Origin of the sequence: Bhargavaea sp. CC-171006, from assembly GCF_009761675.1 — a bacterium.
Taxonomy (GTDB): domain Bacteria; phylum Bacillota; class Bacilli; order Bacillales_A; family Planococcaceae; genus Bhargavaea; species Bhargavaea changchunensis.
Genome location: NZ_QUZH01000028.1, coordinates 33100 through 59076, shown reverse-complemented (window position 1 = coordinate 59076; position 25977 = coordinate 33100). Strand labels below are relative to the sequence as shown.

Here is a 25977-nt window from a genome sequence, read left to right as displayed (position 1 = left end):
GCAGGCAGCTTCTTTCCATTAATGGCTCTCTTCTGCTTCCATAGCATCCTCTTTTGTCTGATGGACAGTGCCTGGCGGATGCTGTGGCGGGGCGTAGATCGAATACATCTTGATCGGAACGTGACAGGTATTGGTGAAGTTATGATAATAGCCGGCAGGAATCAAGATTGCATCATCTTCTTTGACATGCCTGGTGAACTCCGGTCGATCCGGAGTACGGCCCATCTGGACAATGCCCTGGCCTTGCTCGATCCTCAGAAACTGGTCGGTATTCGGGTGGATTTCCTTGCCGATGTCTCCACCAGGAGGAATGCTCATTAATGTCACCTGCAAGTAGTTACCGGTCCATATGGTCGTCCGGAAGTTAGGATTGGCCAAAGCGGCTTCATGGATATCAACAACATACGGGCGTCTGCCGTGATCCCGAAAACGGGTTGGCGTACCGTGGTGCCGATACCCGGCGGCAGGATCCATTCCGGTCATCCAAGGGCCCGGAGCGGGCACCGGTGCCCACATTCCGCATGAACAATGGGCAGGATACGGAGGGTGTCCCATAAACAAACCATTCACTTCCTTTTTATGATGTCCCGATAGCCTATGCGGGGGGATACAGATTTGTCCGTTTGGAATGGGCAGCGGAAGAATTTTCAATTATACTGAACGATAGCTCATATATAAGAAAAGAGGAAATACCCATGCAGCAACCTGAGCAATCTTCGGCTCTTCCCGCATACAACCGGACAGTCATCCTGATTGTCCTCATCACCGGAGCATTTGTGGCTCTCCTGAATCAGACGCTCCTGATCGTGGCGCTTCCGCCTATCATGGTGGACTTCTCCATTGATGCGAACGAAGCGCAGTGGGTGACGACGGCTTATCTGCTGACCAATGGTATCCTGATCCCAATTACGGCATTTCTGATCGATCGCTTTTCAAGCCGGCGTCTGCTTATGGTGGCAAGCGGACTGTTTGCGGCAGGCACGCTCGTCGCTGCCGTGGCCCCGAGCTTTTTCTTCCTGCTGGTCGCCCGTGTAATCCAGGCGGCGGGAGCCGGGATGATGATGCCGCTTATGCAGACGATTCTCCTCACCATCTTCCCGGTGAACCGGCGCGGTTCCGTCATGGGACTTGTCGGGTTGGCCATCGGTTTTGCTCCGGCCATCGGACCGACCCTGGCAGGCTGGGTGCTCAGCTTCGGTTCTTGGAGAGTGCTCTTCTCGATCGTCCTGCCTTTGGCTGTGCTGCACCTCATAGCTGTATTCATCTTCATGAAGAACGTTACACAGCAGCGTCCGGTGACGATAGATCTTCCATCTATCGTTTTGTCGACGCTTGGCTTTGGCGGGCTGCTGTTTGCCTTCAGCAGTATCGGCGGGGAAGGCTGGCTGAGTCCGAACGTGCTGGTTTCCACAGCCGTCGGTTCTGTCGCGCTGTACCTGTTTATACGCCGGCAGCTGGCACTTGAGACACCGATCCTCAATTTCGGTGTGTTCCGCTCCGGTGTATACCGCCTCATCATTCCGATGGGCATGATTACATTCGCTCTTCTGATCGGAACGGAGACGCTGTTGCCGCTGTACGTACAAAACGTGCGCGGCGGTACAGCATTTGAATCAGGCTTGCTGCTTTTGCCCGGCGCCATTGCGATGGGGGCGATGTCCCCATTTTCCGGACGGATCTTTGACCGGTTCGGGGCCGGCTGGCTTGTCATTACCGGATTTGCGCTGCAAGTCGTGACAACAGTGCCGTTCCTCTTTATGACCCCGGATACGCCGCTTGTCCTGCTCGGACTTGTATTCGGCCTCCGGATGCTCGGCCTTTCGATGCTGATGATGCCGCTCAGCACGGCGGGGATCAACTCGCTTCCCGGCCGGCTGATCTCCCATGGCACGGCCATGGATAATACGTTCCGGATGATCGGGGGATCGATCGGCACGGCCCTTCTCGTGTCCGTCATGACCGGTACGGCCACAGCCGTCGGGTCATCAGCCATTCCTTCCCCGGAAGCACTCATGACCGGTGTCCGTGTCGCATTCTTTGTCGGTGGCATCCTGTCAGTGGCGGGTTTCATTCTCGCGCTCAGGCTGAAAAAGCTCCCGGCGGCCTCCGCACCCCTGAAATAAGTCGCCCAGGTCAATTGCCTGGGTCAACCTGAAAGCGGCCTCAGTCCGGTACTCCCCGGATTGAGGTCGCTTCGTCTTTCAGGAAGGGAAGTCAATCATTCGAATAAATGAAATGGTCCTTATATTAAAAAAATAATCTTGCGTTCTCTGTTGTAAGTGATAAAATTGTGTAATACAACAGAGAGCAGGGGGAAGGACAAATGATCACTTTTTTGCTTAGCATTGTGCTCTTGATCGTAGGTTATTTTACATACGGAAAATATGTCGAGAAAGTCTTCGGACCGAAAAATGAACGGCCGACACCAGCCTATGTCAATGGGGACGGGGTGGATTATGTACCGATGTCGACTCCTAAGAACTCGCTGATCCAGCTATTGAACATAGCCGGGACAGGGCCGGTGTTCGGCCCGATAGCAGGTGCTCTTTATGGCCCGGTTGCGTTCATCTGGATCGTCGTCGGATGTATTTTTGCGGGGGCAGTACATGATTATCTGACAGGGATGATTTCAATACGGAATAAAGGGGCTCATCTTCCGGAACTTGCATCCAAGTTCCTGGGTAATATCATGAAGCACGTCGTCAATATCTTTGCGCTGCTTCTGCTCATCCTTGTCGGGACAGTGTTCGTCACTTCACCGGCAATGTTGCTCAATGTCATCTTTGACGGCAAAGTGGCGCTGGGAATCCTTGTCGGGATCATCTTCCTGTATTATGTTTTGGCGACATTGCTTCCGATCGATAAGATCATCGGGCGGCTCTATCCATGGTTCGGCGCACTGCTTGTGGTCTCGGCCTTGGGTGTTGGCATCGGCCTTGTCGTGACGGGGGCACCGATTCCGGAGCTGTCATTCACGAACATGCATCCGGGTGACCTTCCAGTCTTCCCGCTGCTGTTCTTCACGATCACTTGCGGCGCACTGTCCGGTTTCCATGCTACGCAGACGCCGATTATTTCCAGGACGACGAAACAGGAGAATGAAGGGCGTAAGATTTTCTATGGAATGATGATAGCAGAAGGCATCATCGCCATGATCTGGGCAGCAGCCGCCATGAGCCTGTTCAACGGCTACGGCGGGCTGAATGAGCTTCTTGCTGCTGGCGGGCCGGCAGCAGTGGTCAGCGATGTCTCTGTCATGATGCTGGGTGCCATCGGAGGAACTCTTGCAGTCCTTGGTGTCATTGTTCTTCCGATCACTTCCGGGGACACGGCTTTCCGTGCGGCCCGCATGATCATTGCCGATTACTTTAAAATCGGGCAGGCGAAGATTCTGAGCCGCCTCTGGATTGCGATCCCGCTTTTCATTATTTCCTTCGTGCTGACGAAAATCGACTTCAATCTGCTATGGCGCTATTTCTCATGGGCAAATGGAGTCACTGCGATGATCGCCCTCTGGGTCGGCGCGATGTATCTGTTCCTGCAGCATAAGAACCATTGGATCGCAACGGTTCCGGCGATCTTTATGACGTCCATGGTGTTCGTTTATATCCTGTTCGAGCCGACGATGGGCTTCGGGATCGACTTGACCGTGTCCTATATCGGCGGCACCATTGCGACCCTATTCGTGACGGCATCATTCTTCATCTCCGCCCACAAAAAGCGGGGGACGGGAATCCTGCTGGACGAGGATGTATCAGGATTTAATCGGGCTACGATTTATTAATAGAAAAAGTGAAATGCCGATGCCAAACCTTGGCATCGGCATTTTTCTGTGTATTGGAGGAATGGATAGGTGAGACCGGAACTGGGATTTCCGCAGCGTCAGATTTCAGCGGATCGGTTCCCGGCGTGCAAAATCACCCCCGTGAAAGCTCCGCCGGTCACGGATGTAAAGAAGATGCCCGTTTCATCCATCAGCACTTCGGCTTCTTCGACGGTCATGGATGGCTGGAGGTAGAGGACATGGAGCGCTTCCGTTGTCTTTTCCGTGACTGCGGTCCTGCCGGAATCTACAAACGGACTGCCGAACGGCCCCTGTTCATCGGAAGTTATAAGCAGGTTCTCGAGATTGTTGATCCTGCCGTTCAGGCCTCCGTATTCGTCTTCAGAAGAACCTTTGCGTATGGACACGTCACCGGTAACCGCATCCAAGTCGTACAGGCCGCACGGAATGCCTTCGCGGACGGAGAAGAAGTTATTCAGGTCCGCGCCGAGATTGATCTCACCCGGCATCTGGCCTTTTTTCACGCGGCGGATCAGCGCTTCGGCGGAAGGGCGGTAGCGGCCGGGATCCTTACCGAACGCTTTCCAGACTTTACGCCATTCCGCGACACCCGGGATGTCGGTCACGTTCTTGTCTTCCAGGCCGATCTGCATTTCCTGGTAAAAGTAGCCGATCCGCCCATTCAGCATCCCGGGGGCGTCAGAGGTGCTGATTCTGTTATAATGGAGAATGCCGAATTTCAGATCCGGCACCGTTTCAAACAACATCTGATCTGCTGTAATCTTCATGGATATCACCTGTATATTGTGACTTTTCATATATCGTACCATAACAGAAAGGGGCAGTCCCTATGGATACCGTCACGTTGCAAAGGGAACTGCGGGCATTCGCGCGGGAGTCGGGCATCGACAAGATCGGCTTCACGACCGCCGATCCGTTCAGGGAGATGAAGAACCGGCTGAGGCGACAGCAGGAGTCGGGGTTCCAGTCGGGCTTCGAAAAGGGCTCCCTTGATGAACGGACCGACCCTGCGCTGCTTCTGGAAGAGCCGGAGAGCATCATCGCGATTGCAGTCGCCTATCCGTCGAAGCTGGATGGCGCGCCCAAGGGAACGAAGGGAGCCAGGCGGGGGATGTTCTGCCGCGCCTCTTGGGGACAGGACTATCACGATGTCCTTCGGGAAAAGCTCGCGCTGCTCGAGGCCTTCATCCTGGAACGGGTGCCGGACGCGCGTCTCCGGTCGATGGTCGACACGGGAGAGCTTGTCGACCGCGCGGTTGCGGAGCGGGCCGGCATCGGGTGGTCAGGGAAGAACTGCTCGATCATCACGCCTGAATTCGGTTCGTATGTCTATCTCGGGGAGATGATCACGAACATCCCCTTCGCGCCGGATGAACCGATCGAAGACGGCTGCGGCGATTGCACGCTTTGCCTTGATATTTGCCCGACAGGCGCCCTGATCGAAGGCGGCAGGCTCAATGCACAGCGCTGCATCGCATTCCTCACCCAGACAAAAGGCAGTCTCCCGGAGGAGTTCCGGACCGAGATCGGCAACCGGGTGTACGGCTGTGACACCTGCCAGACGATCTGCCCGAAAAACAAGGGCATGCACAACCGGATCCATGAGGCGTTCCGTCCCGATCCGGAACTGGCGAAGCCGCTTCTTGAGCAGCTCCTGAGTCTGTCGAACCGGGAGTTCAAAGAGACATACGGCCATATGTCAGGTTCCTGGCGCGGGAAGAACCCGATCCAGCGCAACGCCATCTACGCGCTCGGCCATTTCAGGGAACAGTCCGCACTGCCGGAACTGTCCCGCATCCTCCGCGAGGATGTGCGGCCATACATGCGAGGCGCATCTGCCTACGCCCTTGGCAAAATCGGCACGGAGGAGGCGGAAACCGCACTCCGGCACGCCGAATCACGCGAGCGGGAAGAGGAGGTCCTGGATGAGATCCGGACCGCGCTCCGCCGTATCGCAGACCAGAAGAAGGAAGTGCACGAATGATTCACGTCGTTTTACATGAACCGCTGATCCCGGCAAACACCGGGAACATCTCACGCACCTGCGCGGGCACGGGGACCCGGCTCCATCTCGTCCGCCCGCTCGGTTTTTCCACCGACGACCGGATGCTGAAGCGAGCAGGTCTTGATTACTGGGAACATGTCGACCTGGAGTACCATGACCGGATCGAGGATGTGTTCTCCGCCTATCCGGGCGGCGATTTCTACTACCTGACAAAATTCGGGGAAGGAAACTACGCCGACAGGGACTTCTCAGATCCGGACCGGGATATCTTTTTCGTTTTCGGAAAAGAGACGTCCGGCCTGCCGAAGGACCTGCTTGCCGCCCATCCGGAGCGCTGCCTGCGCATCCCGATGAATGACCATATCCGTTCGCTCAACCTGTCGAACACGGCGGCGGTCCTCGTCTTTGAGGCGCTTCGCCAGCAAGGCTTCCCGGGCCTCCATTAAGGAAAGCGCGCATACAAAAAGGGACTGCCTGAACGGCAGCCCCTTTTTATCAGCTTCGGCTTGATTTGTTATCTTTTGCTGTGCCCGGCTTGTCTTCATAGCCGCCCGTGAAGATTGCGGAAAGGAAAGCGAAGCACACACCTAGGATCAAGAGAGTGTTCATGTCGTTACCTCCTGGTTCGAAGTTCGATCTCCCATCAGTATAACGCATCCCCGTTAAAAAGAAAATGGTGCTGCGGACAAGCAACAGCACAGTTCGGCGGAATCGCCAAAAATTCGTCACGGAATCTCTATGTAAAAATGAAACTTTCGGCCTGTACGGCCGTATAACAGATAAGACTAAACGAAAGCAGGGATCACTCATGAGAGCATCCACCATCATGCGCTGGGTTACGGGACTGGGAGAGGCTTTTCTTGCCATTCCATTCTTGGGCGGACTTTATGTCATGGGTTCAGGATATACGTTACTCGGTGTCATGTTCGTCCTTCATGCCATCACGCTCATCCTCGCCATCAGGGACTTTTCCGCCAAGTCCGGCTCCATTGCCGGCCTGGTGACAAGCGCCATCGCCTGGATCCCGTTCCTCGGCTGGTTCATGCATGCGGTCTCCGCAGTGCTGCTCATCATCCAGGCCGTCACATCGCGTCCGAAACAGCACTACTAATGGCTGATCATAAAAAAGGGAGACCATTTCACGCATGGATTCTTTGCTCATACTGATGCTCCTCGGCTTGGCGCTCATCTCGGGCGGCATCTTCGGAGCCATCTTCATATCGCTCTACCAGAAAAACAGGAAAGCCGGTCTGGCCATGCTCGTCACCGCATTGCTCGCCGCGCTCGTCCAGCTCTACCTGCTCTTTACCCTGTCCCCATGGCTGACCGCAGCCGTCTTCGTCATCTACGCAGTCATTGCGGCATTTGTGGCACGGACACTAAAGAAAAAGCAACAGGGAGCGGCATATAGAAAATAAAGCAACAAACGGCAACGGTCAGGCACCGTTGCCGTTTTGTTTTTTCTTCCGGAAGAATATCTCCAGTTTAATTGATTTCACCTTGTACCTCCGCCGGATGAATGATTATGATTGGATTTCAGCGAAGGGCCCGAGACACCTACGGGAAAAGCCGGGCAGGCGAGACCCGCAGACGCAGTCGCGGGGCTCGGCGCCGGCCCGCGGTAAGCGAAGGGCCCGTAGCGGAAATTCGAGGGATTCTGAGTGAAAGACCTAATTCAATGTGGCAGGAACAGCAGCTGATAAGCGAACATCACCGCAAACAGATAAAGCAGCGGGTGGACATCGCGCCATCTGCCCTTGACGATCTTGATGATCGGATAGGAGATGAACCCGAGAGCGATTCCTGTCGCAATGCTTGAAGTGAGCGGCATTGTGAGGATGATCAGAAATGCAGGGAAGGCCTCGTCGAACGATTCCCATTCAATCTCCTTGACGATGCCGATCATCAGGCTGCCGACGATGATCAGAGCAGGGGCGGTGATCGCCGCAACCCCGGACAGCGAACCTACAAGCGGGCCGAAAAACGAAGCGATGATGAAGAGCACTCCGACCGTCAAGGTTGTAAGCCCGGTCCGTCCGCCCACGGCGACGCCAGAAGAGGATTCCACATAAGCCGATGTCGGGCTCGTCCCGAACATCGCGCCGAAAGTAGCTGCGACCGAATCGGCGAGCAGGGCAGGGCGGATTCTCGGCATCTTGCCGTCTTTGATCAGTCCGGCCTGGCGGGCGACCCCGAGCATCGTGCCGGTCGTATCAAAGAGGGTTACCATGAGGAATGCAAATACGACACCATAAAGGCCATGGGAGATCACGTCTCCAAATGCATCAATCGGATTCCAGACAATGAGGCCCTCCGGCAGATGCGGCATTTTTACGAAACCGTCCATGAAACGCAGCTGGCCGGTCAGATAAGCGACGGCACCTGTGACCGCCATGCCGATGAAGATCGCTCCGTAGACATTGCGCGCCATCAGGATGACTGTGATGATCAGGCCGAAAAGTGAAAGCAGGACAGGCGGGGAAGTCAGGTCGCCAAGTTTCACCAGATTGGTTTCATGATGGGCGACAATCCCGGACAGCCGCAGGCCGATAAAGGCGATGAAGAGCCCGATTCCGGCAGTAATGCCGTGCTTCAGGTTTTCCGGAATCGCATCGATCAGTTTCTCCCGGATCGGCGTAAGCGATAAGATAACGAAGATGATACCGGCGACGAAGACGGCAGAAAAGGCTGCCGTATAGTCCAGTGCGCCGTCTGAGGCGATGATGACAGAGGTAAAGTACGCATTCAGCCCCATGCCGGGTGCGATGGCGATCGGGTAGTTGGCGAATAGCGCCATCCAGAGTGTCCCGATGACAGAAGCGATGATGGTCGCCATGAACACCTGGTCAAACGGCACACCGGCATCTGCAAGGATGATCGGGTTGACGATGATGATATAGGCCATTGTCAGGAATGTTGTCATGCCGGCCAGAACTTCAGTTTTGACGGATGTATCATGCTGTTTCAGTTGAAACATTGATTTTCCTCCTTTGAAAACACGAACAATTAAAAGGACCATCCACCATATTATTCGTTTTATCGACAGATTTCAACTAAAACTTTTAAAAACAGATGGGTCGATTTCATTCTCGTGCTCCTATAAAATGAAAGAGAATGAGAAGGAGGGAATGAGATGGAACTGAATCTGCAATCGAAGAAGACGCTTGCCAACGGTGTGGAAATGCCGCGCCTCGGCCTTGGCGTGTACAAGATGACCGAGCCGTCCGAGGCGGTCGAAGCCATGGCGGCGGCACTTGAGGCAGGCTATCTTGCCATCGACACAGCTTCCCTATACGGCAACGAAGCTCAGGTCGGCGAGGCGATCCGCGCATCCGGGGTGAAACGGGAAGACATCTTTATCACATCAAAGGTTTGGAACACCGATCAGGGTTATGATGAGACGCTGCGTGCGTTCGAAAAGTCGCTGGAAAACCTGAAGATGGACTATCTGGACCTGTACCTGACACACTGGCCGGTCGAAGGGAAGTTCACGGATACATACCGGGCGATCGAACGCCTCTATGAAGAAAAACTGATCCGTGTTCCGGGGGTTTCGAACCACCATCGCCATCATCTTGAAGCCGTCTTCGCGATTGCCAATGTAAAGCCGATGGTCAACCAGATCGAGCTTCATCCGTACCTGAGCCAAGAGCCGCTCCGCGAATTTTGCCAGGAAGAAGACATTGCAGTGACGGCATGGTCGCCGCTTGCACGCGGAAAGCTGATCGAAGAGCCGGTCGTGAGGCGTATTGCAGAAGCCCACGGCAAGACGCCTGCCCAGACAGTGATCCGCTGGCACCTTCAGCACGACATCATCGTCATCCCGAAATCTGTCCGTCCGGAGCGGGTCCGCTCAAATGCGGATGTGTTCGACTTCTCTCTTTCGGATGAAGAGATGCAGCAGCTCGATGCGCTTAACCGAAACGAGCGTACAGGCAAAGATCCGGATAAAATGGATTTCTGAACACGAAAAGACAGGGTACGGACGCAATGTCCGGCCCTGTCTTTCTTTTAAGATAGAAGCCATTCCGGCCGCAACGGATCCTCGGCGTCCAGTAGTTCGCCGGTAAACGGATGAAGGAAAGAAAGCTTTGCTGCGTGCAGCCTGTAGGAACCATCCGGTGAAGGACGTCCCCCGTACAGCACATCTCCGATGATCGGATGGCCGAGATGGGCCAGATGGACGCGGATCTGATGGGTACGGCCGGTATCCAATTCAAGCTCTATGATGGCACGGCTGCCACTCCCGCCGATCACTTTATAATGGGTGACCGCGTGCTGGCCGGAAGGGGAGACCCTCCTGCGGGTGGCATGATGACGGTCCCGTCCGATTGGAGCGGAGACCGTCCCGCTCTGTTTCTTGAATGGTCCCGCCGTCTCCGCAACATAAGTGCGCCGGATCGCCTTTTCCTCAAGCATCCGGTCGAACACGGCCTTAGCCACCGGGTGCCGCGCGACCAGAACCAGTCCGGATGTCCCCTTATCAAGACGGTGCACATGCTCCGCATAAGGTCCGAAACGGGAAATGACCCGGTTCATGAGGGTTCCGGTGCCGCCCGGTTCATTCGGATGAACGGCGAGGGATGCCGGCTTATGGACAATGAGGCAGTGAGGGTCTTCGTGGACTACGTCCAGCTCACCGATTTCAGGAATATAGTCCGACTTTGATTCGGGCAGGCGAATGGAGAGGGCCGTTCCGGCTTGGAGCGGTTCGTTCCAGCGGATCTGACTGCCGTCCGCCAGCTTCACGGAATCCGCCATCCGCAGTTCATGCACCGTCTTGCGGCCGAGGCGCCACCGGTCCCTGAGAAGCTTTTCTACAGGCAGCCCTTCTTCTTCGGTCATATAAGTGAATTCCATGTGTTCACCTCTTGAAAAAAGCCGCGCTTGCCGCGCGGCTTTGGATTATTTGGCGTATTCGTTCAGGAATGATTCGATGTTCTCATTCGGCTGGGCACCGACCATACGGCCGACTTCCACTCCGTCCTCGAAGTGGATCAGTGTCGGAGTGGCTTCGATTTGATATTGTACAAATCCATCCTCGTATTCGAGCAGGTTAAACTGGTCAATCTGGACGTCCATGTCCTCGGCGACGGGCATCAGGCGCGGCGTCATCTCCTGGCAGTACTGGCAGGTCGGGCTGAAGAAATAAGCAGTGACCGCTTCGCCGGACTCAATCTTCTTCTCCAGTTCGTCAGGGAGGATGATGTTCTGGTAGTTCTCATCATCCAGCTGGTCGATTGTCGCCTGATCCAGCTTCTTGTCCCCATATGGACTGTTTTCCAGCTTGGACTTGTTGGATTGGTTCGTGAGGAAGATGATCATTGCGAAAACGACGATGACCGCGCCTCCGATGATAAGCAGTTTTTTCATGAGAAATTAGTTCGTCTCCTTTTGCCGTTTCAGCATGAGAAAGCTGATGACGGCGATGATGATGAATGCGATCAGGGCCAGGAACGGGATTGTCACAAACCCGAACCAGTTGATATAGGCTCCCGTGCAGCTGACCTGGCCGCAGGCCGGTGCGGAGTCCTGGAGGGCCGGCAGCTTCTGGATCCCGTAGTGGTAAAGCGAGATCATACCGCCGATGACCGACAGTGCCAGGGTATAGGCGGCTGCCCGGAAGTCCTTCCTGAAGTAGGCGACGGCACCAATCACGACGATCGGATACATCAGTATCCTCTGGTACCAGCACATCTCACAAGGAATGTATCCTCGGACCTCCGAGAAATAAAGAGATCCGGCCGTCGCGACAAGCGATACCGTCCAGACGGCCAGCAGCATATTTTCAAGGCGTTTTTCCATAGAAGGCGCTCCTGACTTTTGATTTCATTCTGATTATAGGGCGAGTGCTCCGGGCTTGACAATGATTTTGTCCCGCAGCTCTCCGGAACAGTGACAATCCGGTGGCGCATCCGGTGTGCCGGAAACGTTTATTTTCTTGTGCTCATGGGAAAAGAAATAGAGTTTTCCTGATTGGCCCTGACAGCGTATAATGGGCTCAATGCAATGAAAAGGGGGCTCTGTCATGTCGGAGCAATTTGATCTGTCTTCATTTGAAAAAAGCATGGTCATCCGGGAGATGACCCATGACGATATCGATTCGATCCTGAGGATGCAGGATGCATGCTTCCCGGGTATGGATCCGTGGGACCGGGAACATCTTGAAAGCCATTTGAACATTTTCCCGGAAGGCCAGTTTGTGGCAGAGCTCGACGGAGAAATCATCGGCTCCTGCTCGAGCCTCATCATCAACTTCGATGAATACGACGACCGGCATACATGGGATGACGTGACCGACGAGGGTTACATCACCAATCACAATCCGGACGGCTATAACCTGTACGGAATCGAAGTGATGGTCCATCCGGACTACCGGAGGATGCGCGTCGGGCAGCGGCTGTATGAAGCGCGCAAGGACCTGGCACGCACGCTGAACCTGAAATCGATCGTCATCGGCGGGAGAATCCCGAATTACTATAAATACGAGCATGAAATGACGCCGCGCGAGTATGTCGATGCCGTTTCACGCCATAAAATCTACGATCCGGTGCTGTCTTTCCAACTGCTGAATGACTTCATGCTCATGCGGGTCAATCCCGACTACCTGCCGGATGACACAGCATCGCGCAAGTACGCGACGCTTATGGAATGGAACAATATCGACTACAAACCCCAGTCCAAGCGTCACTTCAAGACCAGTTATCCGGTCCGAATCTGTGTGGTCCAGTACCAGATGCGCCAGATTTCCAGCTTCGAAGACCTGGCAGGCCAGGTGGAATATTTCGTGGATGTCGCATCGGATGCCTATTCTGACTTTGTCGTATTCCCGGAGATCTTCACGACCCAGCTGATGTCGTTCCTGGACGAGCCGATCCCGAGCATCGCCGTCCGGAAGATGACCGACTACACTGAGCAGTACATTGAACTTTTCAGCGATCTTGCCGTTCGCTACAACGTCAACATCATCGGCGGATCGCACTTCGTGAAGGAAGAAGACGATGAGATCTATAACATTGCTTATCTGTTCCGCCGTGACGGCTCGATTGAGAAGCAATACAAGATCCACATCACGCCAAACGAGCGGAAATGGTGGGGAATTTCGGCAGGCGATGCAGTACGGGTATTTGACACCGACTGCGGAAAGATCGCCATCCAGATCTGCTACGATATCGAATTTCCCGAACTGGCACGCATCGCGACAGACATGGGCGCGAACATCATCTTCACACCGTTCAACACGGAAGACCGCCAAGGGTATCTGCGCGTCAGATATTGTGCGCAGGCACGGGCCGTCGAAAACCAGGTATATACGGTCATCTCTGGAACGGTCGGCAACCTGCCGCAGACCGAGAACATGGATATCCAGTACGCCCAGTCGGCGATTTTTGCACCCTCCGACTTTGAGTTTGCCCGCGACGGCATCGTCGGCGAGACGAATGCCAATGTCGAGATGGCGCTGATCGGCGATGTCGACCTTGAAATCCTCCGGCGCCAGCGCCAGGACGGCACGGTCAAACAGCTGAAAGACCGCCGACACGACGTTTACCGTGTCGAGTACCGGAAAAACTGATGAACCAAAGAGTCCCGTCCAGGGGCTCTTTTTTGATCGAGGCGATTGACCTTCTGAAAAATGGTTATTCTGTATTCAAGCGGGTAATGATGGAATGAACAGTCAACGCACAGTCCAAGAGGAGGAGTACATCTATGGCAACCAGCAAATGGCTAAAACTCAGCGCGGCAGCATTCCTGTCTGCAGGCATGCTCGCAGCATGCGGCGGCGGGGATAACGAAGATGACGACATGGACGTAAACGAAGAGGAACCGGTAGAGGAACAAGCACCGGCCGGTGATGGCGGAACTGATGACGGCGAAGGTACCGATATGAATGACGATACCGAAACCGATACCGAAACGGATACAGACACTGAAGAAGATGATTCGACCAATGACGCCGATACCGATGACACGACGGACGATGAAGATATGCTGGACGAGACCGATGAGGAAAACAACAACTCCTGATGAAATAGCAAAAGGTGATTGGAAGCATCTCCTTCCAATCACCTTTTTTATTTGCGGATATCAACCCCCATTGCGGATATGTTTCCCGCCGTTTGCCGTAACGGCACCGATGATCGGCTGATACCCCTGAAGCATCCTGCCTCGTTCAAAATGATAGGTCTTCCCGTCTTTCATCTTGAATTCCAGCGATTCGACGAACAGGGTGCCGCCTTCCTTGGTCAGATTCTCCGTGACACTCTCGAAATCTGTCCATTCATACGTCTCGCTCGTCAAAGTGAACGGTCCGTTGATCACAAAGTGATCAGGCGTGTAATAGTAGTAGTCCTTTACGGTCAGCAAAATGCCTGCAACGCCGACTGCAAATAGGGCAAGTGAAATCGTCCATTTTTTCTTTTTGTCTTCCATTGCGGCAAAAAGGACGAAAACAGCGGCGAGGGCGAGAAATCCGATGCCTCCCGTGATCAGCGACCAGCCGCTCGTGCCGATCACCTCCGCTTCCCGGGTGATGAAGCCGGTCTTCAGCGGGAGAAGAATGGCAGCGGGGCCCAGAAAGGCCATGATGAATAGTATGATCGCGATGGTAAAGGAAATGACCCTGCGCTGATCTACGACGTCATACAAAATAAATCCCCCTTCTGTTTCTGTAGTCATGCCAGATGCTCACCCAACATGCGCTTTCATGGGATGAGCAATTCCGAATGTTTCCAACCTTAATACGACTATGCTCAGAAAAGGTTTCAAATACCTTGCAGAAAAGCCATATGTGTTCAGTTCATAAACATTAATTGGCGATGGACATACATAGTATAGAAGACGAAAAGGGGGCGGTCGTCTTGTCAATTAGGAGGTTTTGTCTGTATGGCGTGGTGGTTTTGGCCGGATTGCTGATTGGGATTGCCGTGACGTTTCTCATGTCTTCGTAAGCTGGAGACTGGCCAATACCTATGAACTTGTGAACAGCAGGTCTGCTATTGGTCGTCATGCCATTGCTATTGTCTTCAACTTATCTATAGCATAATCAAAGCCATGAACCCTTGGGGCTCATGGCTTATTTGGAAATTCCGGCTCGATATGGACGAGCACGGTGGAGAGCGGCTTCACTTTCTGCATCCGCCGCTCGATCTGTTCGGTGATGCGGTGGCTCTCAATGACGTTCAGTGAAGGATCGACAGTGACTGTCAGATCGATGAAGATCATATTGCCGTGCATCCGCCCCTTAAAGTCTTTTAACCGGATAACCCCGGGGACGGAAGCGGCCAGATGGGCGAGCGCTTCTCCTTCTTCTTCGTCGAATCCATCCGTGAGCGTGTAGACGGCTTCCTTGAAGATCGAGGCTGCGGCAAGCAAAATAAGAAGCGCAATAATGAGGGCGGTGATCGTATCGATCACCGGTAAGCCGAATATGGCGCCGGCGATACCTGCGGCTGCACCCAGGCTGACGAGGGCATCGGAGCGGTTATCGAGTGCGGCCGCCCGGAGTGCGGAACTTCCGATCCTTTTGGCCAGCCGGAGATTGTACCGATAGACGGCATACATGATGAGCCCGCTTGCCAGCGCGATGAATCCGGTAAATGCGGAAGGTGTCTGTGCTTCCTCGCTATAGATGGAGCCGATGGCATCCGTCAGCACCTCCAGCCCGACGGCCGCCATGATAAAGGAGGCAATAAGTGAAGCGATCGTCTCGGCACGGAGATGGCCGTAGCGGTGATTGTCATCCGGCGGCTTCTGGGAGATACGAAGTCCGATCAGTACTGCTACAGAGGCAATCACATCGGTCGTATTGTTCAGTGCATCCGCTTTTAGCGCCTCGGACGTTCCGGCGACACCGGCGATAAACTTGACGGTGCTCAGCACAAGGTAACTGATGATGCTCACCCAGGCCCCTCGTTCTCCCTGTTTAAGATTTGAATAAAGGTCCATGTCCCCACCTCCGGATTGTTCAGTATACCCCAATTTTTCGTCGGATGTTTTCCCGCCGGAAACTTCAAATGGCATTCACTCGGGGACAAATAAAAACCCCCGGAAGCCGAGCTTCCGGGAGCGGATCAGGACTCCGCAGCAGCGGCATCTTCGGCCGCCAGCGGTTCAGGTTCGCTTTTAACTTTTTGTACTTCGATGTACAGGATATGGTGTCCTTCCATGTCTTTGACAAGGAACTCATAGCCCTGCTCGTGGATTTTTTCACCTTTGACGATATCGAATCGCTTGGCCATGAACCAGCCGCCGATCGTATCGATATCCTCTTCATCTATATGGATGCCCAGAATGTCGTTCACGTCCTCGATGAGCATCTTCGCGTCGAAGATATAATGGCCTTCGCCGATCGCCTGGACATCCGGCACTTCATTGACATCAAACTCATCCTGGATGTCTCCGACAATCTCTTCAAGAATATCTTCGATGGTGACGAGACCGCTCGTTCCGCCGTATTCATCCATAAGCACGGCCATATGGATCCGCTCGCGCTGGATTTTCAGGAGCAGCTCGCTGATCGGAATCGATTCGATCACTCGGATGATCGGCTGGAGGAAGTCCGTTACAGGACGGTCGCCGGCTGCCGGGTCTTTGATGTAGGCGGTCAGGAGATTCTTCATGTTGATCAGCCCGATGATATGGTCCTTGTCACCGTCTGTCACCGGGTAGCGTGTATATTGCTCGACGCCCATGACGTCCAGCACTTCACGGAGCGTCATGTCCTGTTCGACAGTCATCATCTCGGTCCGCGGAGCCATGATTTCACGGGCAATCCGGTCATCAAACTCGAAGATCTTGTTTACATATTTATATTCGGACTGGTTGATTTCTCCGCTTTTCAGACTGTCTGAGAGAATCATCCGCAATTCTTCCTCGGAGTGTGCTTCCTCGGACTCCGACATCGGCTTGAACCCGAACAGGCGGATCAGCCACTGCGCCGTGCCGTTCATCGTATGGATAAACGGATACATGAGCCGGTAGAAAGCAACGAGAGGGCCGGAAAAGTTCAGGGTGATCGCTTCCGCCTTCTGGATGGCAATCGACTTCGGTGCAAGTTCCCCGACAACTACATGAAGGAACGTCACCACCGAAAATGCGATGATAAACGAAAGCAGCGAGGAGACGTTGCCCTCGATGTTGAAGCGCTCGAAAAGGGGATGGAGCAGACGTTCGACGGTCGGTTCCCCGAGCCAACCCAGACCGAGGGCAGTGATCGTAATACCGAGCTGGCACGCGGAAAGGTATTCATCCAGATTGGAAATGACTTTCTTCGCCCGGATGGCTTTCCGGTTCCCTTCGGCGATCAGCTGGTCGATCCGGGTCGTCCTGACTTTCACGATTGCGAATTCACTCGCGACAAAAAACGCGGTGAATGCGATTAAGGCAGCAAATGCTGCCAATCGTATGGCAATGTCCAAACAATTCCTTTGTCCATGACCCGAATGAGGGGGAGGACAAAGTGTACACCTCCTGTGAATGTAAAAAATAGTGAGTTACTTTCAATGATAAATCTGCATTGCCAAAAAGACAATAAAAAAATCCTGTAAGCCGCCGTAAATTCGTCTATTTTGTGCAGGCGTGAGATAATGGGGGAAATCAAAAGTTGGAGTTGGAATGATGAAAACGAACAGTGTAAAAGTTGATTCAAAAACAGCGGAGGCCATCCGGGCGGGTCAGCCGGTTATTCCAAAGGATGCTGTACGGAACCCTTCTTTATTCGGAGCTGAAGGAACATTATTGCGTTTGGCGGATCCTTCCGGAAATTATTTGGCGACAGGCTACCATGGCCTGCAGAACAAAGGCGCGGGCTGGGTGCTTTCGCGGGATGAGCGGGAAACCATCGACAAGGCATTTTTCTCACGGAAGATCCGGGAGGCTGCGGACCGCCGGAAACCGTTTTTCGAAGACCCGGACACTACGGCATTCCGTGTGTTCAACGGGGAGGGTGACGGCATCGGCGGGATGACAATCGACCATTATGACGGTCATTGGATGATCAGCTGGTACAGCGAGGGCATCTATTCGATGCGGCAATTTGTCTACGACTCCCTGAAAGAGATGCCGGAAGTCCTCTCCGTCTACGAGAAAAAACGATTTGACCTGAAAGGCAAATATATGGAACAGGACGATTTTGTATCGGGAGATCAGCCGGATTTCCCTCTGATCGTAAAGGAAAACGGCATGAACTTTGCTGTTGATCTGAATGACGGCGCGATGACAGGGATTTTCCTGGACCAGCGGGATGTCCGGAAGGCGATTCGTGATGAATATGCGGATGGCCGGCGGGTTCTCAATACATTTTCCTATACTGGGGCATTCTCGGTCGCTGCCGCCTTGGGAGGCGCCGCAGGAACGGTGAGTGTCGACCTAGCAAAGCGGAGCCTTCCGAAGACAATTGAGCAATTCGCCGTCAACGGCATCGATTACGAAGCACAGGACATCGTTGTGATGGATGTTTTCGATTATTTCCGGTATGCCGGACGGAAAGGGCTTGAGTTCGACCTGGTCGTCCTGGATCCGCCGAGCTTTGCCAGATCCAAAAAACGCACGTTCAGCGCGGCAAAAGACTATGCACGGCTTCTGGAAGACGTATTGGCGGTAACGGCCAAAGGAGGCATCGTGGTCGCCTCGACAAATCATGCGGGCTTCGGAATGAAGAAATTCAAGACCTTCATTGACAAGGCGTTCAGGTCATCCGGGAGAAAGTACCGGATCCTTAAGGAGTACCGTCTGCCGGAAGATTTCCGCACACCGCGGAATTCACCGGAATCCGATTATCTGAAGGTCGCTGTGATCAAAGCGGACAGCTGAACGGCAATTGTTTATTAAAACTTTGTAAAGTGCTCCATCTTCCGGGCTGACTCCTTTAGAATGGGGATGGAGATTTTTTTGGAAGGAGTTTTTTCATGGAAAAGAAGGAAAGAGGGTGGTATGGCGAAATCCTGTCGGCGTCGCTTAAGCTCGGCCTGACGTCGTTCGGGGGGCCTGCCGCCCATCTCGGTTATTTCAGGGATGAATACGTCAAAAAACGGCAATGGCTTGATGACCGGGCCTACGCTGATCTGGTGGCGCTATGCCAGTTTCTTCCGGGACCTGCCAGTTCACAGGTCGGCATCGGAGTCGGCCTGATCCGCGGCGGCATCGGAGGGGCGATGCTGTCGTGGTTCGGTTTCACGATGCCGTCTGTCATCATTCTCATGCTGTTTGCATATCTTGTTGCTGGTGATGTGCCGTTCGACACCGGATGGATCCGCGGCCTGAAGATTGTCGCGGTCGCGATTATTCTCCACGCACTGATCGGAATGGGCAAAAATCTGACACCGGACATTCCGAGAATGGCGCTTGCCGCGCTTGCTGCGGCCGGCGTCCTTCTCGTGCCGACTGCCTGGGGCCAGATCGGCATCATCGTCCTGGCCGGTCTCATCGGTTATATCCTATATCGGAACCGCAATGAAGGGAACGGCGGTGAAGAAGCGGCCATCCCGATGCCGATCGGGAAAAAGGCCGGTGCGGTGGCATGGGGGCTGTTCTTCGCCCTGCTTGCGCTATTGCCTCTGCTACGGCAGACCACTGATCATATTCTCGTATCGATCACCGATATCTTCTACCGTGTCGGCTCGATCGTCTTCGGAGGCGGCCACGTTGTCCTTCCGATGCTTGAGCGGGAAGTGGTGCCGCAAGGATACATGGACGCGGAGACATTCATTGCGGGCTACGGTGCCGCTCAGGCCGTGCCGGGACCGCTCTTCACCCTGGCGGCATACATAGGGATGATCATGGACAGCGTGCCGGGCGCGCTCATCGCGGTTGTCGCGATGTTCCTGCCGTCGTTCCTCCTCGTCGTCGGAACATTGCCGTTCTGGTCGGTACTCCGCCGGAAAACCTGGCTTAGGGCCGCGCTGGTCGGCGTCAATGCCGCGGTCGTCGGGATTCTCGCGGCTGCATTGATCAACCCGGTCATCCCGAGTTCGATCTTTTCGGTATGGGATGTAGCAGTGGCTGCGCTCTGTTTCTGGCTGCTCCAGTTCAGGAAGTCACCCCCGTGGGTCGTTGTGGCGGTGGCAGGCGTGCTCGGTGCACTGCTCCATGTATTCCTGTAAGGCCGTATCCACAAATAATGAATCAGGTATATCTGCGGCCATTCTCGGAGATGATGAATAAGTCAAGTGCCAATTTAGAAATTTCTCTGAAAACGGTTGACACGGACTGATCCGCAAGGGTAGTCTGTTAAGGAAAACAAAACCAACGGAAGGGAGGTATGGACGATGTACAACATGATCATTCAACTCGGACTCGACAACAATTGCATATCGCCATGCCTGCCCGCACTGCGGCCGTAATTTCGCGGCACCAGTGTCGATACAAGGGTCCGGCATGCCTGCCGGACCCTTTTTCATTGAGCGCGCCTCCATGATTCGGGGGCGCGTTTTTATGCCTTTTTCAGGTATCACCGCGCAAATGCGTGCTGAATACAAAACAAAAACCGGAGAGGAGAAATGGTGATGTGCATCACAAAAGAACGGAAAATTCTCGTCAAGGAATCTAAAGAAGGCGGGTAGTCCCCGCCATGGAGAGAAGGGATAACCAATGTTCTCAGTCTTATTTAAACTGAACTGGTTCTTCAAGGAGAACTGGAAGCGGTACACGGTGGCACTGATTTTGCTCACCTTCACCAACATCCTCGTCGTCGTACCGCCATGGCTGATCGGCCGGGCGATCGACACGATGTACCGCGGCGATATGACAGAAGGGCTGCTCATGACCTTTGCCGGCGTGATGGTCCTCGTCATGGCCGTCAATTACGCCTCGAACTTTATCTGGCAATACCAGTTGTTCGGCGGGGCGAATGTGATCGAACGTGTTCTCAGGAGCCGGCTTATGAAGCACTTCCTGAAAATGACTCCGACTTTCTACGAAAAGAACCGGACCGGCGATCTGATGGCCCGCTCGACAAACGACCTGCGTGCAATTTCTGAAACGGCCGGGTTCGGCATCATGACGCTGATCGACTCGACGCTTTATTTGGCGACGATCTTGCTGACGGCCGGCTTCCTCGTCTCGTGGAAGCTGACACTGGCGGCCATCCTGCCGCTTCCGATCCTGGCGATCATCATGCAGGTGCTCGGCAAGAAAATCCACGAGCGGTACGTCGTCGCACAGGACGCTTTCGGCGACCTGAACGATGACGTGCTCGAGGCGGTTGCGGGAGTCCGGGTCGTCAGGGCATACGTCCAGGAACGCGCGACTGAAGAAAAGTTCAGGAAGAAAACGGAAGAAGTGTACGAGAAGAACATGGCGGTCGAACGGATCGATGCGCTGTTTGCGCCGACATCGAAAGTGCTCACCGCGGCCAGCTACGCAATCGGCCTCGGCTACGGTGCTTTTCTCGTCTCGACCGGCGAGATGACGCTCGGCAACCTCGTCACGTTCAACGTCTATCTCGGAATGGCCGTTTGGCCGATGATCGCAATCGGCGAACTGATCAACGTCATGCAGCGGGGGAATGCCTCCCTTGACCGGGTACACGAAACCTTATCCTATCTGGAAGACGTGAGGGACCCGGATCGGCCGAAACGGGCTGGTCAGCCGGATGACGTGACTTTCAATGATGTGACATTCCGTTATCCGCAGTCCTCATCGGTCAACCTGGACCGGGTGAAAGTCCGACTCGAACGCGGCGGGACGCTCGGAATCGTAGGGAAAACCGGCAGCGGAAAGACGACGTTCGTCCGCCAGCTTCTCCGGGAATATCCGGCAGGAGACGGTGAACTCAGTTTTTCCGGTGTCTCTGTCAGTGACCTGACGAAAGACGAAGTGCGGGACTGGATCGGCTATGTGCCGCAGGATCATGTGCTGTTTTCACGGTCCATCCGGGACAATATCCTGTTCGGCAAGCCGGACGCGACCGATGCGGATATCGATGAAGCCATCCGCCTGTCGCATTTCCGAAAGGATCTCTCAATGTTGCCGCAGGGCCTGGAAACGCTTGTCGGTGAAAAGGGCGTTGCACTCTCAGGAGGCCAGAAACAGCGGATCTCCATTGCCCGGGCACTGATCAAGGATCCGGACATCCTGATCCTTGATGACTCGCTGTCGGCGGTCGATGCCAAGACCGAGACGGCAATCATCGAAAACATCCGGCAGGGCCGGCAAGATAAGACGACAATCATCACGACACATAGGCTGTCGGCGATCGAGCATGCCGATTGGATCATCGTACTTGAAGACGGCAAAGTCACCGAGGAAGGAACGCACGATTCCTTGCTGGAAGCGGGCGGCTGGTACCGTGAACAATTCGACCGGCAGCAGATCGGGGAGGTGGATCACCATGAGTAAGGGAAAACGTCTGGTGCGCTATGCGACGGACCAGAAACGGTATGTCATTCCCGGCGTGATCTGCCTGGCACTCGCTGTCGCGGCTGACCTTGCCGGACCGCTGATTGCAAAAAAGATCATCGATGACCACATCGCCGGCAGTGAAGGAGGCGGGATGGAATTCGCCCCGATCCTGATGCTGCTTGCGGTCTTCATGGGCTTGGCAGTGGTCACGGCGGTATTCCGCTACATGGAATACCTGCTCCTCCAGAGAGGAGCGAACCGCATCATCCAGAAGATGCGGAACGAAGTGTACGGCAAGATCCAGACACTTCCGGTCCGCTACTTTGACAACCTGCCGGCGGGCAAAGTCGTTGCACGTATCACAAACGACACGGAAGCGATCCGGGACATGTACGTCACGGTGCTGTCCCAGTTTGCGACAAGCGGCATGTACATGATCGGGATCCTCGCCGCGCTGATCTATCTTGAGCCGGCAATGGGAGCGATCACGCTTCTGCTCATTCCAGTGCTTTACATCTGGATGATTTCCTACAGGAAGTACGCCTCCAAATATAACCGGATCATCCGCGGCAAGGTAAGTGACCTGAACGCGATGATCAACGAGGCCATCCAGGGCATGACGATCATCCAGGCTTTCCGCCGGGAAAAGCAGATGGAACAGGAATTTGATGAGCTGAACGACGAGCACTTTAAGTACAACAATAAGCTGCTGTTCCTCGACTCGGCGACGTCGTTCAACCTGGTCGACGTCCTCAGGTCGATGACGTTCATCGCGTTCATCCTGTACTTCGGCAATGTGGCGATCTCCGCTCCTGCGGCGATCTCCGTCGGTGCACTTTACGCGTTCGTCGACTACATCACGCGACTCTTCAACCCGATCACGGGCATCGTCAACCAGTTCTCCCGCCTCGAGCATTCGCTTGTCGCGGCTGAGCGGGTCTTCGAACTGCTCGATCAGGAAGGGGAGGACGTGAGCGACGAGAAGATCGCCCGCTACCGGGGGAACGTCCGGTTCGAGGAAGTCTGGTTCGCCTACAAAGATGAAGAGTATGTCCTGAAAGGAATCGACTTTGAGGCGAAACAGGGTGAGACGGTGGCACTTGTCGGCCATACCGGTTCCGGCAAGAGTTCGATCATGAACCTGCTGTTCCGGTTCTACGACCCGACAAAGGGAAGGATCGTCATCGACGGCACCGATATCACCAAACTGTCCCGACAGACAGTAAGGGACCATATGGGCATCGTCCTCCAGGATCCGTATCTGTTCACCGGAACGATCGGGTCGAACATCAGCCTGGACGACCCGAGGATATCCCGGGAAGTTGTGGAAAGCGCACTAGAGGCCGTCGGCGGCGACCGGGTGCTGAAGAACCTTCCGGGCGGGATCGACGAGCCGGTCGTGGAAAAGGGCAGCACCCTGTCCGCCGGGCAACGCCAGCTGATCTCATTCGCCCGGGCGCTCGCCTTTGATCCGGCGATCCTCATCCTCGATGAGGCGACGTCGAACATCGATACCGAGACGGAAGAAATCATCCAGCATGCGATGGATGTCCTGAAAAAGGGGCGGACGACATTCGTCATCGCCCACCGGCTGTCTACGATCAAAAACGCGGACCGCATCATCGTGCTGGACCGCGGAGAGATTGTCGAGCTCGGCACCCATGACCAGCTGCTCGCCTACGACGGCCAGTATGCGCAGATGTATAAGCTGCAGGCGGGCTCACAGGCTGCGGGGAAGACCGGATAACAGAAAGGCCGGGGCTACAGTCCCGGCATTGATCAGTCTCGTCATTCGCCCGCTTAATCTCGTCATTCGTCAGTTCAGTCTCGTCATACGCACGTTTAATCTCGTCATTCACAGCCGGCCGGTTGCGAATGACGAGATTTTTGCCGTGAATGACGAAATCGGAGCGGTGAATGCTGAAATCGGACCTCCGAATGGCGAAATTGGATCGCAGCGAGAGCGGTCCCGGTGATTCTTCGCCGGGAGCATCTTGTTTTATAAAGAGTGAGATTGACTCCTGCAATGAATTCAATAATAATCTGAATAAATATAGAGACGCTAAAAGGGGAGAAAAGGCCAATGAGGTCAAGCCGGGAAGAAGTAATGTCCATAACAAAAAAGCTGGTTCAGCAGGAGAGCATCGTGAATACGGAGGGGGAGAAGTTGCTTGCACAGACCCTGCACGCACTGATTTCCGGATTGCCGTATTTCATGGATCACCCGGATCAGGTGATTCTCGCCCCGACAAGTGAGGATGAGCGGGAGCGGCACAATGTGTTGGCGTATGTGAAAGGGACGAAAGGGAACAGCGGGCGCACGGTGCTCCTGATGGGTCATCTGGATACGGTGGGCACGGATGATTTTGTCCATCTGCAGGAGGATGCCTGCCATCCCGACCGTCTGATGGAAAAGCTGCGGAAAGAAGAGCTCCCCGATTCTGTAAGGGAACAGCTGGATTCCGGTGATTGGCTTTTCGGACGGGGTGTGCTGGATATGAAAAGCGGGCTGGCTAGCAATACGTACCTCCTGAAGTATTATGCGGAGCATCCCGAAAAGCTGGACGGGAACATTGTGTACCTGGCGGAGTGCGATGAAGAGGACAGCTCCCACGGAATCCTGTCCGCGCTGGACATGCTCAGGCAATGGAAAGAGCAACTCGGCTTCACCTATGTAGGGGCCATCAATGCGGACTTCGTGTCTCCACGCCATACAGAAGACAGGAACCGCTACGTCTATCGGGGAACCGTCGGAAAACTGCTTCCTTCCTTCTTCATTACAGGAGCCGAAGCACATGTGGGATCCTGTTTTGAAGGGATGGACCCGAACCTGATCGCCGCGGAACTGACGAGGCAGATCAGCTACAATCCGGAGCTTTGTGATGAAGCGGACGGGGAGGTGACCGTTCCTCCGGTCTCATTGAAACAGACCGATCTCAAGCCGGGCTACACGGTTCAGACGGCCTTGTCCGCTTTTGTTTATTACAATTTCTTCGTTCATTCATGGTCACCGGAAGACGTATTGAATAAGTTGAAAGGGCAGGCTCTGGTTGCATTTGAACATGCCCTATCCATTTACGGAGCCAGATATCGCCAATACTGCGAGATGACCGGCGAGCCGGTTCGCCAAATTCCCTGGGCGCCGAGAGTGTTCACTTATCAAGAGATGGAAGAACAGCTGGTCCATGAACATGGTGTACGGTTCACTGATCATATGGATCGATTCAAAAAGAATCTCCTCGAAGACACGAGTTTGGACGTGAGGATGTTTTCAGTGAGGGTGGTCGAAGAAGCCTGGAAGTGGATGGCCGACCGGTCGCCCGCGGTTGTCCTGTTCTATTCCTCTCTTTACTCGCCAAGGGTGCGGATCACCGGGGAAACCTCGGATGAAGCAGCGCTGAACCGGGCACTGGATCGGGCGATCGAGGACGTGCAGCCGATGTATCCCCACCCGATCAAGGTCAGAAATTTCTTTCCCCATATTTCCGACATGAGCTTTGTATCCATCAGTGACGATGAAGAGGGGATCGGGGCGGTCAGGGACAACAACCCTGCCTGGGGCACCAAGCACTTCGTCGATTACGAAGCAGTGCGGGAACTTCAGATTCCGGTGATCAACATCGGGCCCTATGGGATGGATGCGCACAGCAAAATGGAACGGGCGGAAATGGCTTATTCATTTGAAGTGGTTCCCGCATTGACCCGGAGCGTCATAGAACGGCTGATCGGCGCAGATGAAACTCAAACTGCGCCTGTCATGGAGGTGCGGGAAGCCCATTCATGATTCCCCATCTGATACCTTCAAGACCATTCCTTCTATTGCCTTTTC

General features: G+C 54.4%; 24 protein-coding genes. 15 read left to right on the top strand and 9 right to left on the bottom strand.

Annotation, left to right across the window (positions count from 1 at the left end):
* Window positions 1-18 precede the first annotated feature (18 nt).
* On the bottom strand, window positions 19-483 hold the full coding sequence (locus tag DZC51_RS13670) for a cupin domain-containing protein (protein WP_157296830.1): 465 nt from the start codon (window positions 481-483) through the stop codon (window positions 19-21).
* 212 nt (window positions 484-695) lie between these two features.
* On the opposite strand from DZC51_RS13670, the gene DZC51_RS13665 reads away from it, so the two are divergent.
* Window positions 696-2123, top strand: a complete 1428-nt coding sequence (locus DZC51_RS13665) for an MDR family MFS transporter (RefSeq protein WP_157296828.1) — start codon at window positions 696-698, stop codon at window positions 2121-2123.
* 200 nt (window positions 2124-2323) lie between these two features.
* Window positions 2324-3784, top strand: coding sequence for a carbon starvation CstA family protein (locus DZC51_RS13660; RefSeq protein ID WP_157296826.1), 1461 nt, complete (start codon window positions 2324-2326; stop codon window positions 3782-3784).
* Between the two features lie 98 nt (window positions 3785-3882).
* Here the strand turns inward: DZC51_RS13660 and DZC51_RS13655 are convergent, their stop codons facing one another.
* Window positions 3883-4572, bottom strand: a complete 690-nt coding sequence (locus tag DZC51_RS13655; RefSeq protein ID WP_157296824.1) for a B3/B4 domain-containing protein — start codon at window positions 4570-4572, stop codon at window positions 3883-3885.
* A gap of 62 nt (window positions 4573-4634) precedes the next feature.
* Between DZC51_RS13655 and queG the strand changes: the two genes are divergently transcribed.
* The 4 genes from queG (at window position 4635) to DZC51_RS13635 (ending at window position 7228) form a co-directional block, all read left to right on the top strand.
* Window positions 4635-5789, top strand: coding sequence for a tRNA epoxyqueuosine(34) reductase QueG (gene queG / locus DZC51_RS13650; RefSeq protein WP_157296822.1), 1155 nt, complete (start codon window positions 4635-4637; stop codon window positions 5787-5789).
* Complete coding sequence (trmL, locus tag DZC51_RS13645; RefSeq protein ID WP_157296820.1) at window positions 5786-6256, top strand: tRNA (uridine(34)/cytosine(34)/5-carboxymethylaminomethyluridine(34)-2'-O)-methyltransferase TrmL; 471 nt, start codon at window positions 5786-5788, stop codon at window positions 6254-6256. Before queG ends, trmL begins: the two co-directional genes overlap by 4 nt.
* A 362-nt stretch (window positions 6257-6618) precedes the next feature.
* Entirely contained in the window at window positions 6619-6921 is a 303-nt protein-coding gene (locus DZC51_RS13640) for a hypothetical protein (RefSeq protein WP_157296818.1), read from the top strand.
* A gap of 34 nt (window positions 6922-6955) precedes the next feature.
* Complete coding sequence (locus tag DZC51_RS13635) at window positions 6956-7228, top strand: hypothetical protein (protein WP_157296816.1); 273 nt, start codon at window positions 6956-6958, stop codon at window positions 7226-7228.
* 257 nt (window positions 7229-7485) lie between these two features.
* Here DZC51_RS13635 and DZC51_RS13630 read toward each other — a convergent pair whose 3' ends face one another.
* The gene (locus tag DZC51_RS13630) at window positions 7486-8787 is read right to left on the bottom strand and encodes an NCS2 family permease (protein ID WP_157296814.1); all 1302 of its coding nucleotides are present in this window, start codon (window positions 8785-8787) and stop codon (window positions 7486-7488) included.
* A 156-nt stretch (window positions 8788-8943) separates the two neighbouring features.
* Here DZC51_RS13630 and DZC51_RS13625 point away from each other — a divergent pair, with 156 nt between their 5' ends.
* On the top strand, window positions 8944-9774 hold the full coding sequence (locus DZC51_RS13625) for an aldo/keto reductase (protein WP_157296812.1): 831 nt from the start codon (window positions 8944-8946) through the stop codon (window positions 9772-9774).
* Between the two features lie 47 nt (window positions 9775-9821).
* Here the strand turns inward: DZC51_RS13625 and DZC51_RS13620 are convergent, their stop codons facing one another.
* The 3 genes from DZC51_RS13620 to DZC51_RS13610 are packed head-to-tail and all read right to left on the bottom strand — an operon-like array spanning window position 9822 to window position 11615.
* Window positions 9822-10670 carry an RluA family pseudouridine synthase gene (locus DZC51_RS13620; protein ID WP_157296810.1) on the bottom strand — a complete coding sequence of 283 codons (849 nt, stop codon included), beginning with the start codon at window positions 10668-10670 and terminating at the stop codon, window positions 9822-9824.
* A 45-nt stretch (window positions 10671-10715) separates the two neighbouring features.
* Window positions 10716-11183 (bottom strand): thioredoxin family protein, encoded by a 468-nt coding sequence (locus DZC51_RS13615; RefSeq protein ID WP_157296809.1) that lies wholly within the window; start codon window positions 11181-11183, stop codon window positions 10716-10718.
* A 6-nt stretch (window positions 11184-11189) separates the two neighbouring features.
* A complete protein-coding gene (locus DZC51_RS13610; protein WP_157296807.1) occupies window positions 11190-11615 on the bottom strand; it encodes a disulfide oxidoreductase in 426 nt (141 codons plus the stop codon).
* Between the two features lie 223 nt (window positions 11616-11838).
* Here DZC51_RS13610 and DZC51_RS13605 point away from each other — a divergent pair, with 223 nt between their 5' ends.
* Both DZC51_RS13605 and DZC51_RS13600 read left to right on the top strand, forming a co-directional pair.
* Entirely contained in the window at window positions 11839-13383 is a 1545-nt protein-coding gene (locus DZC51_RS13605) for a bifunctional GNAT family N-acetyltransferase/carbon-nitrogen hydrolase family protein (RefSeq protein ID WP_157296805.1), read from the top strand.
* A 134-nt stretch (window positions 13384-13517) separates the two neighbouring features.
* Window positions 13518-13835: a hypothetical protein gene (locus tag DZC51_RS13600; protein ID WP_157296803.1), complete on the top strand. Its 318-nt coding sequence runs from the start codon at window positions 13518-13520 to the stop codon at window positions 13833-13835.
* Window positions 13836-13895: 60 nt separating this feature from the next.
* On the opposite strand, the gene DZC51_RS13595 is transcribed toward DZC51_RS13600, so the two are convergent.
* The 3 genes from DZC51_RS13595 to DZC51_RS13585 form a co-directional block, all read right to left on the bottom strand.
* A complete protein-coding gene (locus DZC51_RS13595) occupies window positions 13896-14456 on the bottom strand; it encodes a hypothetical protein (RefSeq protein WP_157296801.1) in 561 nt (186 codons plus the stop codon).
* Window positions 14457-14876: 420 nt separating this feature from the next.
* Window positions 14877-15755 carry a cation diffusion facilitator family transporter gene (locus DZC51_RS13590; RefSeq protein ID WP_157296799.1) on the bottom strand — a complete coding sequence of 293 codons (879 nt, stop codon included), beginning with the start codon at window positions 15753-15755 and terminating at the stop codon, window positions 14877-14879.
* Window positions 15756-15880: 125 nt separating this feature from the next.
* Entirely contained in the window at window positions 15881-17227 is a 1347-nt protein-coding gene (locus tag DZC51_RS13585) for a hemolysin family protein (protein WP_198304125.1), read from the bottom strand.
* A gap of 196 nt (window positions 17228-17423) precedes the next feature.
* Here DZC51_RS13585 and DZC51_RS13580 point away from each other — a divergent pair, with 196 nt between their 5' ends.
* From DZC51_RS13580 to DZC51_RS13555, 6 genes are all read left to right on the top strand, one after another.
* The gene (locus DZC51_RS13580) at window positions 17424-18620 is read left to right on the top strand and encodes a class I SAM-dependent rRNA methyltransferase (RefSeq protein WP_157296798.1); all 1197 of its coding nucleotides are present in this window, start codon (window positions 17424-17426) and stop codon (window positions 18618-18620) included.
* 95 nt (window positions 18621-18715) lie between these two features.
* A complete protein-coding gene (gene chrA / locus DZC51_RS13575; RefSeq protein WP_157296796.1) occupies window positions 18716-19909 on the top strand; it encodes a chromate efflux transporter in 1194 nt (397 codons plus the stop codon).
* Window positions 19910-20396: 487 nt separating this feature from the next.
* Entirely contained in the window at window positions 20397-22145 is a 1749-nt protein-coding gene (locus DZC51_RS13570) for an ABC transporter ATP-binding protein (RefSeq protein ID WP_157296794.1), read from the top strand.
* On the top strand, window positions 22138-23895 hold the full coding sequence (locus DZC51_RS13565; RefSeq protein WP_157296792.1) for an ABC transporter ATP-binding protein: 1758 nt from the start codon (window positions 22138-22140) through the stop codon (window positions 23893-23895). The genes DZC51_RS13570 and DZC51_RS13565 overlap by 8 nt, the downstream gene beginning before the upstream one ends.
* Before the next feature lie 28 nt (window positions 23896-23923).
* A complete protein-coding gene (locus DZC51_RS13560) occupies window positions 23924-24124 on the top strand; it encodes a hypothetical protein (RefSeq protein WP_157296791.1) in 201 nt (66 codons plus the stop codon).
* A 107-nt stretch (window positions 24125-24231) separates the two neighbouring features.
* The gene (locus DZC51_RS13555) at window positions 24232-25932 is read left to right on the top strand and encodes a M20/M25/M40 family metallo-hydrolase (protein WP_157296789.1); all 1701 of its coding nucleotides are present in this window, start codon (window positions 24232-24234) and stop codon (window positions 25930-25932) included.
* Window positions 25933-25977: the final 45 nt, after the last annotated feature.